The organism is Fodinibius sp. GM108 (assembly GCF_058386985.1).
This window is the reverse complement of the sequence record NZ_JBYEIR010000004.1, coordinates 114,016-127,435: the sequence shown is the minus strand read 5'-3', so window position 1 is coordinate 127,435 and position 13,420 is coordinate 114,016. Positions and strand designations below refer to the sequence as shown.

The following is a 13,420-nucleotide window of genomic DNA, read 5'->3' as shown; positions in this document are numbered from 1 at the left end:
CATACCTATGAAGAAACAGTTACACTTTTGAATCAGCTCGCCGAAGATTATCCTGATCTGGTGGAGCTCTATTCAATAGGTGAGACAGCTACCGGTAAAAGAGAAATGTGGCTTATTGAAATCACCAACAAAGACACCGGCCCGGCATCCGAAAAACCAGCCGCTTATTTTGATGGCAACCAACACGACACTGAAGTAATGGGCGGTGAAGTGGCAACTTTTCTCCCCTATTACTTTTTAACTCAATATGGTGAAGATCCCGAAGTAACCGAACTGCTGGATACCCGCGTGCTTTATATTCTGCCACTGGCAAATCCCGATGGTGCAGAAGCCTACATAACAGGTAATATAGACTGGGATCCGATGGAGATTGATAATGCAGACAGGCTTTACGAAAGAGGCAAAAACGGTGATGATGGACCCGAAGATATTGACGGTGACGGGGAAATATTAAATATGCGGGTGGAAAATCCCGACGGTGAGTGGAAGACATATGAAAAGGATCCGCGGATTATGGTGGAACGAGCAGAAGATGATTCCATCGGCACTTTTTATGATCTCTATCAAGAGGGAATAGACAATGACGGCGATGGTGAAGTTAACAACGATCCGCCGGTTACACGATTTATTACCAATCGAAACTACCCGGGGCATTGGTCTTCCGATGACGGTCAGTATAGGGGTGCGGGCGACTATCCACTGGATGAGACAAACTCACGAAATATAGCTGAATTTATCGTTCATCACCCGAATATAGCCATGATTGAATCTTATCACACAACCAGTGGAGTTCACCTACGGCCTTTTTCTGCCCGGCCAACCAAAGACGTTCCCAGAAAAGATTTGAAGGATTATACTACCATTCTCGGAATGGGTACAGAAATAACGACTTATCCGCAGGCTTCTATTTATCACGAATTCACCACTATCGATCCCAATCTTCCGGCCCCGGAACAAGAAAATACACGACATGGTGTATTTGTGGACTGGGGATATCTCCATCACGGGATATTCTCTACAACAACAGAATTATGGACTATGGAAGATTTTGTTAATGAGGTTGGCTGGGGAGATATTCCCCGCGACAAACCTTTGTTTGCTATTCCCGGAAGATATCGCCGACCCGATGTACAATCGCGCGTCCTGAAATGGCTTGATGAAAATGAAGAAGACCCCGCCTTGGCTGATCAAAAATATGTAGATTGGAAATCTTATAAACACCCTTCACTCGGAGAAGTCGAGCTTGGAGGGTTCACGAAATATTGGCTAAGAAATCCGCCGCCGGGACCTTATTTCAAAAAGATTGCCTTAGACCAGGCAGAGTTTGCCAAAGTTCGCGGACTACTAACACCCTTGGTGAAAGTCAGAGATGTAGAGGTACAATCGTCAGGAGACAATACATGGCATATACGCGCTCAAATTGTTAATGAGGGATACCTGGATACTTCAATGGAGCAAGCGCGTATTATCGGACAGTCTCAAGATGTAGAATTGACTCTTAGCACCAGTGAAGACAGAGATGAGGATTACGAGGTTCTTGAGTTTCCTTTCTTACGTGGAACAAGAGGTGCTGATTTTGAAAGCTTTTATTATGGAGAATGGGAAATTGTGGCTCCCGAAGGAACGGAAGCAACTATTGAGGTATGGTCAAAAAAGGGCGGAGTTGATCGGGAAACGATTACGCTGGAGTAATATCAAGTAAAAAAGGGCGGCAATCAGAGATACCGCCCTTCCAATTATTATTGAACACTAATTTACTTCATGCTTGTAATTACTGCCGGAATGTTATTCTCATCAAAGATGGCATTAAATTCCGTAACATCCTCTTCGAGAATATTTTGCATGGCTTCTTTACGTTCTTTCCACGTATCTTTCAGATCATTTAACCGGGTTTTTGCCCCCTCTGTGATCGGTGGATTACTGGAATCTATTATTCCATAGATATGCAGAAACTGTGCATTCAGCTTGTTCGGGAAATTAATTACATCCTGAAAGGTTTCCTGTTTAGGCTGAATGACCGTTTCTATCCATTTGGTAAGCTTTTGCTTTAACTCTTTACCTTTCTCACCGATAGCCTCGCCATTCGGCTGGTCTTCTGTAAGCTTAATGAGATCAGTTACTTGTTCACGAACGGAAATCATCTTATTCACTGAGGTATGAATTTCATCAGCAGTGTCAAAAGCTTCTGCCAGCAGCTCCTGTTTTTCGGAGTATCCATCCGTTGACGATTCTATTCTGGGATCAGCCTTTACCTCGAAATCCTTTTCCGAAGTCCAATCACCAACAGACAAACGGGCCGTATAGGTTCCGGGAGTTACTTCATATCCGGCAGTATTACCGAAGATAAAATAGTCCAGCACGGTTGTCATTTCCGAAGTTCGATAATCCCAGACCAGACGATTCATTCCTTCATCCAGAGATACTTCTTCCGGTTTGTCTCCGGATTTATTTTGGTGATTAAACTTCTCGTCGTTCCCCGTTGCATACGTCCGGATAATTTTATCCTCGTCATTTAATATATCCAGCCTGACTGTAGTCTCAGAAGTATCGGGTTTTTCATTTAGGGTATAATAGATTAACGCTCCTTTGGGTGGATTCTTCCCCTGGTGAGGATTATCTCCCTGACTGCCATCCACCTGATAGCTAAGTCCTGGCTCAAACAGGTGGTAACTTGAATTAGCCACTTCATCACTTATCTGCTGAACAGGACTCAAATCATCCAAAATCCAGAACCCACGTCCCTGGGTAGAAGCAACCAAGTCGTTCCGTCGTATCTGCAAGTCCGTGATCGGAACAACAGGAAGGTTATTCTGAAACGGCTGCCAAGCTTCTCCACCATTAAACGAAATATACATGCCCAATTCGGTGCCGGCGTACAGTAACCCCTCTTTCTCCTTATCTTCCCTGACTACCCGTACCCAGGCTTCATCTTCAATACCATTTACTATCCGCTCCCAACTTTGCCCATAATCTTCTGTTTTATAGATATGCGGCGTGAAATCATTGAACTTATACCTTGTGGCCACGGCATAGGCGGTAGCCGGATCATGGGGCGATACCTCAATAGAGTTGATCATAGCATCATCCACTCCATCCGGAGTAACATTCTCCCAGCTTTCTCCTTCATTGCGAGTCAGATGAACGAGCCCATCATCAGTGCCTACCCAGATGGTCCCCTGTTCGTGCTCAGAAGGCTCTACATACATAATAGTGTGGTATATTTCTCCACCGGCTGATTCTACCGTTATCGGTTCACCACCTTCTTTGAGATTTTCTTCGATATTCTTAGTGAGATCGGGACTGATCTCTTCCCAGCTGATGCCGCGATCCGATGTTTTTAGCAACTTATTACCGGCATGGTAAATCACATCGCGATCGTGAGGAGATGTTACGATCGGTGCGTTCCAGTTAAATCGATATTCATGTTCCTTTGGATTAGTACCAAGTCCTAAATAAGGATAGGCCATTACATTTTTAATCTCTTTGGTATCATGATTATACTCATTTATGATACCTTGATAACATCCACCATACACCAACGTGGGATCATCCGGATCGAAAGCAAGATAGGCACTTTCACAACCGCTTACCGGATACCAGTCTTTCCAGCCAATACCGCTGTCACTGGTGCGATTAGCAATAGCTACGGTGCTATTGTCCTGCTGACCTCCATAAACATGATAAGGAAATCTGTTATCTGTATTTACACGATAAAATTGCGCCGTTGGCTGATTTTCCTGGGATGACCATGATTTACCTCCATTATAGGTCACGTTCGCTCCCCCGTCATTGGCATCAATCATATTCTTATTGTTATCGGGATTAATCCAGAGGTCATGCACATCACCATGAGGCACTTCAATTTCCGAAAGCGACTCTCCGCCATTGGTTGATTTCATAAGCGGTGCATTGATGATATAAACAGTTTCTTCATCCTGCGGATCCGCTTTAACATCCATATAGTACCAGGCCCGGGCACGTATTACCCGCTGCTTGTTAACCAATTCCCAGGATTCCCCCGCATCATCCGAACGATAAAGCCCGCCCTTGTCGTCTTTGGCTTCAACAATTGCAAATACGCGATTATTATTCGCTCTGGAAACTGAAACTCCAATTTTCCCCATCAGGTCGGGTAATCCATTCGTCAACTTTTCCCAATTGTCTCCTCCATCTGTGCTTTTCCAGATGCTACTGCCCGGGCCGCCACTACGAATTTTCCACGGATAGCGTCGGTGATCCCAAAAAGCCGCATATACTACTCTGGGATTAGTCATATCTACACTCATATCACTGGCGCCGGTATCTTTATCAATATGCAAGACCAGCTCCCATGTCTCACCGCCATCTTTAGAGCGGTATATTCCTCGTTCTTCATTGGCTCCATACGGACTACCCTGGGCGGCTACATACACAAGATCCGGATTATCGGGATGAACCTGCACTCGTGATATCTGACGCGTATTATCGAGTCCCATATGTTCCCATGTTTTACCGGCATCGGTCGATTTATAGACTCCATCACCGTGAGAAGTCGTCACGCCCCGTACTGGTGCTTCTCCCATGCCAACATAAACGACATTCGGATCGGAGGCTGAAACTCCGATGGCTCCGACAGAAGAGGTATTAAAGTATCCATCAGAGATATTCTTCCATACTTCTCCGCCATCGGTAGTTTTCCAGACTCCTCCTCCTGTAGCTCCCATATAATAGGTATCCGGCTGGTCAATTACCCCGGATACGGTAGTGACTCTTCCACCCCGGTAAGGACCAATATTTCGCCAGTCCATCGCCTGGTAAAGCTCCTTTGAATATTGGTCATTCTCTTCTTGCTCCTGGGCCGCGGTATTTTCAACACCCGTCCAGAAAAACAGAACCAAAAGCAACGAAATAGAGAAGAGCCAAAAACTTTTAAATTTTCCCTTTACTGTATTCGATTGGTCTATTCTTTTTTTCACAGCTACTCCTATTTAGTTGGTATTAAAAAATAGCACTGCCGGATTGCTCCGACAGTGCCATAAAATTCTGGTATTAAAAAAAGATGATTGTTAACAGCTTACCTCTTCGTTAGCTCTACATTCCGTAATGGAAATAGGAAAGAAGGTCCCCGGACTGCTCTCCGCCGTAGAATTTGCTTCCCATTGGGGAGAAGATTCGCCGAAACGATATAAATCGTGCAACCTGCGCCCCTGCAGCAGGAGATTTACCTGGCGCGTGTGTTTCAGCATCTCCAGCTGAGGGATCTGCCCGTTGTAGTTGGTCAGGTTCTCCAGAGAGCGAATAGCATTGATTTGCGTTTCAAAATCAATACTGGTGTTGCCCGCGGCCGCAGCTTCGGCAAGAATAAGGTGCATTTCTCGCGCAGAAACCACTGTTAATGGGGCATATTGACCTGCCAGCGTAAACTCCCTTATAATATTGTAAGCGGCCGGATCGGGAATATCATCTATGGGATCCTGTATCTTAATACTGGAATCAGGATCACTGATATCCTTTATTTTTCTTCCGTCATCATCCGGTATGATATATACAGAAGGATTCAGCACCAATTCATTCCGGTTATTTGTCTGCTGGGCGGCATAATTATTTAGCGTGCTCGGAGAAAATTCCAGCTGATACTTATAATCCTGCTCCATAACAGCCAGTGCGTCCTGAGCATCTGAAACTGCATCGGAATTGTTAATCAGTGGATCAGAAGTATTAACCGATGGTTTCATTTTTTTCCACATTGCCCTGGAGTAATTAGCCCGTGCCCGCATACCTTTGAGGGCCGCTTCAAGATTTGTACTGATCCCGCTAATGGCCAGTCCCTTATCGATGTAATCAATAGCAGTATCATAAAGCTGCACCATGTTTTCTTCACCAATCGGAGGTCCACCTTCCGCACGTTCTGTGAATACGAAGTTATCAAACATATCAGCTATGGTAACATATGTGATAGCTCCGTAGAGGTAGGCGCGACTCAGCAGTGTTTTATCCGAAAGTGTACCTTCGCTGTCGAATGTTTCTAATCGTTCTATTACATCATCGGCCCACCAACGTGCCTGCGAAATAGTCGGATATTCCTGGTCAACAAACTGATTGGTGCGATCATTGAAGTTGCCAATCATGACATCATTCCAGGCATCGAAACTTCCTACCCAGTTCAATTCGTCAGAGGCCGTAGAATATACAGCAAGGTAACCACTGACACCGTCGGCAACCTTTGCTTCTGAACCATTCACAAGAAACTCGGCCGTTACCGGATTATCCACATCTTCCTCTACCAGACTGTTCGGATTATCCACATTCAGGATGTCACATCCCGACAATCCTACAGCAAATAATATTACTCCTAGTAAGATATAAGTTCTGCATTGTTTCATAATAGCACTCATCGGTTTCAAAAATTTTAAATATCTCATATTAATATCCCCTCCTAAAATCCAAGGTTTATACTAAAGGAAACGCGGCGCGGTATTGGCATACCAAGCGTCGACACCCCATTCAGAAAGTTCTGATCAAGTTGGCTGCCTGCACCTCGGCCAACCTCATTAACTTCAGGATCCCCGTCAAAGGCGGTCCAGAGGGCAAGATTTCTGCCTGAAGCAGTAAAAGAAAGCTTGCGAATCCCATGCTGGGCAAGCTTATCGGAAGGGACGCGATAGGTAAAGCTTAACTCTCTAAATCGCAGGTAATCCGCTTTTTGCACCCAATTCAAACCTTGGAAAGGTGCAAGTCCTAGATAATTATTTATCCAGCTTTTAAGAGCGTCGAGCCGAACTTCCGGGTCATTTTGAGGATTATAATTCTCATCAACTCCACCAGTTGCATAATCTCGATCTACCTCTGCTGACCCAGGCGTGTTTCGACCAATTGCCGGGTTAGCGCTCCGAAAAGCCTGTCCCAGATTATTGACGTAATAATTGCCGAATTTATATTCGAACATCACATTTAAGCTAAACTGCTTGTAATCAACTCCACCCCCAAACGACCCACTAAAATCGGGGGTCGGCTTACCAAGATAATGGTCATAAAAATCACCGTCGCCGTCTTCGTCTACAATCAGTACTGACGAGGTTGAAGAGGGAAGATTTGAAAACCAAGCAGTTGAAAAGTCTGATGTTGAGCCACTAAGCAAAGACAAAAGCTCTTGCTCCGTATCCGGCTGGCCGTCGCCATTAAGGTCAACCGGCAGCGAACCATCCGGTACATCCATTAATTTAGCACCGAAGTGCGATCCCGGGGCATAGCCTTCCGTAATAAAGTTACGGTGCCGGGTATAACTTCCGCTTACTTTTATCGGCGGCGCACCACCCAGCGATTCAACCTGCTCATAAAGGTAGGCAGTATTGGCAAACAACCTAAGCTGCAGATCTTGCGTCGAAATAGGCGTTCCATCTAGACTTATTTCCACACCTTCTCCGGACAACTCTCCGATATTATCAAGCTGTGTGTTAACAAATCCCCCACTGACAGGAAACTGTCGGGCAACCAATCCATCGGTTACACTTCGGTTCCAGTAAGTAGCCTCAAGACCAGCCCGGCCTCCGAAAAGTCCCATCTCTGTACCCAACTCCCATTCAGTGGATATTTCGGGTTTCAAATTGGGGTTCCCAAGATTTTCCGGAGCAATACCGGCTCCTGATGTTGATGAAAAGGATTCGTAAGTAGTCAGGGCATCAAAAGCTCCCGGTTGTAGTCCCGACTGTCCGATAGCTGTACGTATCTGCAGCGAATTAATAACTCCATCATCATTACCTTCCCAGAACGACGCATCGGTAGGGATAAAGGAGAGAGAGGCTTTAGGATAAACAATTACATTGAACTCCGATCCAAATGCACTGTTTGCATCCAACCGTGCCCCGACTGTTCCGAAAAGGTAATCGTTAAAACCAATCTGTTCCTGACCGAAGACACCAACATTAACCTCTTCCAAAATATTTTCATCGAGAGTTTGTTCATCCGCTGCATTACTAACCGTCAGACCCGGACCCGGAAACCCAACCGCATTACCTGAAGAAATTTGCTGTCGACTGATAAAACTCTGGGCTCCAAGAATAAAAGTAGATTCAAATTTAGAACTTAGGGTATTGCTAAGCGTAGCCTTCAAGTCACCGGTAATCTCCAAATTGTTGCGATCGGAAAAACTTCGTTCTCCGTCTACGTTATCGGAGGTAAAGTTACTGATATTCCAGCCAAACGGGCGATTGAATTCACTAAATTGATTCGTGAAGTCAACACCGAAGGTAGCATCAACATTTAGTTGATCAATAGGCCGATAATTTGCACCTACGCTCCCATTGAAATGCTGAACATCTTGTTCAAACGTCAGCTGCGTACCCTCCGCCACAGTGGCAAATGCAATGATGCCGGAATAGTTGTCCGGTGAAGATAACTGCGGCTTACTCAACATAGCCAGTGATGTCGGACTCTGTATATTATTGTTGAGAGGCCACGTAGAGTGTTGAACATCGCTATAGCCCGTCGTTATACGAAACTGCAGTTCATCACTGGGATAAATATTTACGTTTGAATTAAACTGCATTTTAGTGTTCGTATCCTGCACCTTTGCTTCTGTACCATCTGGCATACCCGGCCATTGGTCGGCAGCAAAAGGGCCATCTTCATCCGTCCAGCGTCCACTAACATAATAGGTAATACCAGGGCTACCTCCATTAATAGACGTACTATAAGTCTGGGAGTGTCCTGTTTCAAACATTTCTGCAACAAATGGTTCTTCATGCAGTTCAAATGGTTGCAGTTCGGTATTATATATATCACCCATATTGTCAGCTGTCGCTTGATCCATGGCATAGCCAGTATTGGGATCAATAATATTACCCGGATATTTTATAGCCGAATTTTCAATTTTTAAGTTAAATTGAGGCTTATCGAGCACTGCACCTTTTTTAGTAAAAATTTGTATAACTCCATTCGAAGCTTCTGTCCCATAAAGGGTTGCTGCTGCAGCACCTTTTAGAACTTCCACCCGCTCAATAATATCCGGATTTATATCGTCCAGACGTGAAGGAGACCCTCCGTCATTACCCACAAGTCCACCAAAACCCCCGGCATTATCAACGCGTACTCCATCAATATAAATTAGTGGTTCATTACTCTGAGAAAGACTGGCAGAGCCGCGAATTCTAATCCTGGAACCTTCACCAGTAGCTCCTCCGGAAGGCAAACCCACCATGCCCGGTTCTCTTCCCTGTATTACATCAGAGAAATTATTGATTGGAGTTGTTTCGAGATCTTCCGCATCAATGCTCCCGATAGAGTTCCCTAACTTTCTCTTTTCGACTGGCCCTCCAGCACCAGTAACAACTACTTCATCTAAATTGACTGAGCTTTGTCTCAGTTTAAAATTTACCGTAATGGTTTCATCGCCGTTGATAGTAATTTCCTGAGACTGTGTTGTATATCCTACAAATCTAGCCTGCAGGTTATAAGTGCCAGGATCTATACTACTAATAGTATAGTTACCGTCAGCATCTGTCGAAGCTCCAATCGACATACCTTCGATAACTACGTTCACTCCAGGCAAAGTTTCACCTGTACGCGCTTCAGTTACGGTCCCCTCTACAGAACCTTGTCCTAAAGCAACTGTAGTTATCATGTATAATAATCCTACACATATCAGTATTGTTTTTTTATACATCTTGTATCCCCTTTTTATTTAGAAAAGAGCCCATCCCTGCTGGTGCTCTTTATTTTTGTCCTTCCGTTAAAAAATTTTAATATGAGCTAGTACTTGTAAATAATAATTCACTATGTCAAATTTTTCTTAGGGTTTAACTACTTAGAGCTTCACAACTTTTTACCTCACACGGTAAATGATTTTTTATACATTGCATCTTTAATCAACAATAATATAGAGTCGGGGATTATGTTTGGGAAAAGCATCAATCAATCAAAAAGCACATTACGAATCACAGCATCTATTATTTGCTGTATCCTGTTTTTAGGAATTTCATTTTCTGCCGAAGCTCAGCGCTTCGGAGAACATGATCATGATCCAAATGTAGAGGAGGTTACTTTTGAAGACTCTTTTATGCAGGAGCTGGAATATCGCAACATCGGTCCTTTTCGCGGCGGGCGTTCGGTAGCAGTTAGTGGGCATTCTGATCAGCCCCATACCTACTACGCCGGATTTACCGGTGGCGGGGTGTATAAAACCACCGACGGTGGTACTAACTGGTACAACGTTTCCGACGGTGATTTCAAAACGGGTTCTGTCGGAGCTGTAACAGTAGCTCCATCTGATCCCAATGTAATATATGTTGGAATGGGCGAAACCTGCATCCGCGGAAATATGTCGGCCGGCGACGGAATGTACAAATCTGTCGACGGCGGTAAAAACTGGGAGCATATCGGACTGCCGGAATCTCACTTTATCGGTGAGATTGCCGTTCATCCCAAAGATGAGGATGTTGCCTGGGTAGCTGTAATGGGACACGCTTTTGGTACTGAAGGCAATGAAGAGCGTGGCGTCTATAAAACGACCGATGGCGGCGACACATGGGAAAAAGTACTATATCACAATCAGAATACCGGTGCTGTAGATATTGAAGTAGATCCAAACAACCCCCGCATTTTGTACGCTTCACTTTGGGAAGCGTATCGTAATCCCTGGGAGATGTCGAGCGGCGGTGAAGGCAGCGGACTTTATAAAAGTACCGACGGCGGTGAGACGTGGGAGAATATTTCGGAGCGTCCGGGCATGCCCAAAGGACTAATGGGCAAAATTGGCGTAGCTATTTCTCCGGTCAACTCCGATCGCGTCTGGGCTATTATCGAGAGCGATAATGGCGGTGTTTTCCGCTCCGATGACAGCGGCGAAACCTGGCAGCTGATTAATAATGATCGCGAATTGCGCCAGCGTGCCTGGTATTATACCCACATTGTAGCCGACACTGAAAACGAGAACGAGGTTTACGTCCTGAATGTTGGATTTTACAAATCTACCGACGGCGGAGAGTCATTTGACCGCAAAGGTACGCCGCACGGCGACCATCATGACCTCTGGATTGATCCGAATGATAGTAACCGAATGGTCGTAGCCGATGACGGCGGTGGGCAGGTCTCTTATAATGATGGGGAAAGCTGGTCGTCATATCATAAATATGCTACCGCCCAGTTTTACCAGGTAATTACCGACGACCAATTTCCTTATCGCATTTATGGTGCCCAGCAGGATAACAGCACGGTAGGCATAAAAAGCCGCACTGCTGATTACGGCATTGACGAACGCGACTGGGCCCCTGTAGCCGGCGGCGAGAGCGGCTATATCGCTCCCGATCCTGAAGATCCGAATGTCACATACGGCGGCAGTTACGGCGGCTATTTTAACAAATTTAATGATTTCACTCAGCAGAGCGATCGTATTGACGTGTGGCCGGAAAATCCCATGGGGGCCGGAGCTGAGGATCTTAAATATCGCTTCCAATGGACCTTTCCGATCTATATTTCACCACACAACCCCGACATCCTATATGCTACTTCGCAATTTGTTCACCGATCGGATGATGAAGGCAAGAGCTGGGATACTATTAGCGAAGATTTGACGCGAAATGACAAATCAAAACAAGGCGAATCGGGCGGACCGATTACCAAAGATGACACCAGCGTCGAATACTATAATACTATTTTTACGTTCGCAGAGTCGCCTGTGGAACCGGGTGTACTTTGGACGGGCGCCGATGACGGGCTCATTCACGTGAGTCGTGATAACGGCGACAGCTGGACAGAAGTCACACCCGAAGGAATGCCCGAGACAATGGCCAGCATCATCGATCCATCACCACATAATGCCGGTACTGCTTATCTGGCTGCTACCCGTTACAAGTTTGATGATTTCCAGCCAATGCTCTACAAAACAGATAATTACGGGCAAAGCTGGACTAAAATTACGAACGGTATTCCCGATCAAGATTTTACACGCGTAATTCGTGAGGATCCCAATAAAGAAGGATTGCTCTACGCTGGAACCGAGACGGGAGTATATGTTTCGTTTGATGACGGAGAATTGTGGCAACCTCTTCAACTAAACCTCCCGGCTGTGCCCATAACTGACTTGGCCGTTCACGAGCGTGACAAGGATCTGGTGGTAGCTACACAGGGGCGTTCTTTCTGGGTTTTGGATGATCTTTCCGTACTTCATCAGCTGGGAGATCAGGTTACACAATCCGATTACTACCTGTATCAGCCGGAAACGACCTATCTCTTCGGTAACCACACCGAACCCGATCCCGGAGAAACGCTTGGCGAAAATCCCGAGGATGGAGTTGTTGTGCACTACAATATTAACGATGAGATATCGGATCAGGAGGTTAAGCTACAATTTGCCGAATCGGGTGGCGATGTTATTCGCACCTTTTCCAGCAAAGAAGATCTTGATGGAAACGAAATCAAAGAATCAGATAAGTTTCACGAGAAAGAACATGAAGTACCTCATGATGTACTGACTACAAAACAGGGACAAAACAGGTTTGTCTGGAATATGCGCTATCCCGGAGCTGCTGACTTGGATGGACGACAAATTTTATGGGCTGGATCAACAGCCGGGCCAACGGCCGTTCCCGGCACGTACGAGGTACGATTGATTGTTGATGATGAAGTCGTCATGAGCCAAGATTTCGATATCACCAAGGATCCGCGTATTGATGTTTCTCAGGAAGACTTTGAGGAGCAGTTTGAGTTACACCAGACAATTATTTCAAAACTCGATACAACTCATAAGACCATCAACAGAATTCGTGAGGTTCGTGAAGAGCTGGGAGATATCAAATCTGAATATCCTGATAATGAGCAGGTACAGGAACGAGTAGATGGTATGCTAAATACCCTTACAGAGGTTGAAGGAGAGCTGATGCAAACCAAGGCTGAGTCGTTCCAGGATGTACTCAACTATCCTATCAAGCTTAATAATAAACTTGCCTCCCTGGCCAGCACTGTTGGTACTGGTGACGGACGTCCTACCGAGCAGCAATATGCTGTGTATGAGGACTTAGCGGACCGTGTTGATGCACAATTTGAAAAGGTTGAGCCAATCCTTCGTGGTGAGGCATCTGAACTTATTCAGGAAATCGAGCAGGAAGCTATTCCTATTGAAAACTAATCTATTACAGAAGATAAAATTCGATAGCCCAGGCGTTAACGCCTGGGCTATCCATCTCTGAATCTACCATCCCGAGGACTGAAGAGACGAGGGATGTCTTGTAATTTTATTCGTGTACAATAATTCAGCAAAGCTGCCGGTAACAACCGAATGTTATTAAATCCCCTTCAATGATTTGTCATTCTGATGAGGGAGTAAAGCGGACGAAGAAGAATCTCAAGCGGGTAAAGCGGCGTTCTCACCAGTAAAATTACTTCCTTGACTATGTCCGCTAACTGGCGGATTCGGGGCATTTCTTGCCCACTGCATTCCTTTCACGTC

5 protein-coding genes are annotated in these 13,420 nt (G+C 45.4%); 2 read left to right on the top strand and 3 right to left on the bottom strand.

Annotated elements, in window-relative coordinates; genetic code table 11:
* The first annotated feature begins 27 nt into the window (after positions 1-27).
* Positions 28-1,692: a M14 family metallopeptidase gene (locus ACT3ID_RS08505; protein ID WP_491541589.1), complete on the top strand. Its 1,665-nt coding sequence runs from the start codon at positions 28-30 to the stop codon at positions 1,690-1,692.
* Between the two features lie 62 nt (positions 1,693-1,754).
* Here ACT3ID_RS08505 and ACT3ID_RS08500 read toward each other — a convergent pair whose 3' ends face one another.
* The 3 genes from ACT3ID_RS08500 to ACT3ID_RS08490 form a co-directional block, all read right to left on the bottom strand.
* Positions 1,755-4,955, bottom strand: coding sequence for a WD40/YVTN/BNR-like repeat-containing protein (locus ACT3ID_RS08500; RefSeq protein ID WP_491541588.1), 3,201 nt, complete (start codon positions 4,953-4,955; stop codon positions 1,755-1,757).
* A gap of 90 nt (positions 4,956-5,045) precedes the next feature.
* Positions 5,046-6,362, bottom strand: coding sequence for a RagB/SusD family nutrient uptake outer membrane protein (locus ACT3ID_RS08495; protein ID WP_491541587.1), 1,317 nt, complete (start codon positions 6,360-6,362; stop codon positions 5,046-5,048).
* Between the two features lie 53 nt (positions 6,363-6,415).
* Entirely contained in the window at positions 6,416-9,640 is a 3,225-nt protein-coding gene (locus tag ACT3ID_RS08490) for a SusC/RagA family TonB-linked outer membrane protein (protein WP_491541586.1), read from the bottom strand.
* Between the two features lie 228 nt (positions 9,641-9,868).
* Here ACT3ID_RS08490 and ACT3ID_RS08485 point away from each other — a divergent pair, with 228 nt between their 5' ends.
* Positions 9,869-13,099, top strand: a complete 3,231-nt coding sequence (locus ACT3ID_RS08485) for a WD40/YVTN/BNR-like repeat-containing protein (RefSeq protein WP_491541585.1) — start codon at positions 9,869-9,871, stop codon at positions 13,097-13,099.
* Positions 13,100-13,420: the final 321 nt, after the last annotated feature.

Excerpts from the sequence above, each read along its gene's own strand:
- ACT3ID_RS08485 (WP_491541585.1), top strand. The coding sequence starts at position 9,869 with ATGTTTGGGAAAAGCATCAATCAATCAAAAAGCACATTACGAATCACA.
- ACT3ID_RS08495 (WP_491541587.1), bottom strand. The coding sequence starts at position 6,362 with ATGAAACAATGCAGAACTTATATCTTACTAGGAGTAATATTATTTGCT.
- ACT3ID_RS08490 (WP_491541586.1), bottom strand. The coding sequence starts at position 9,640 with ATGTATAAAAAAACAATACTGATATGTGTAGGATTATTATACATGATA.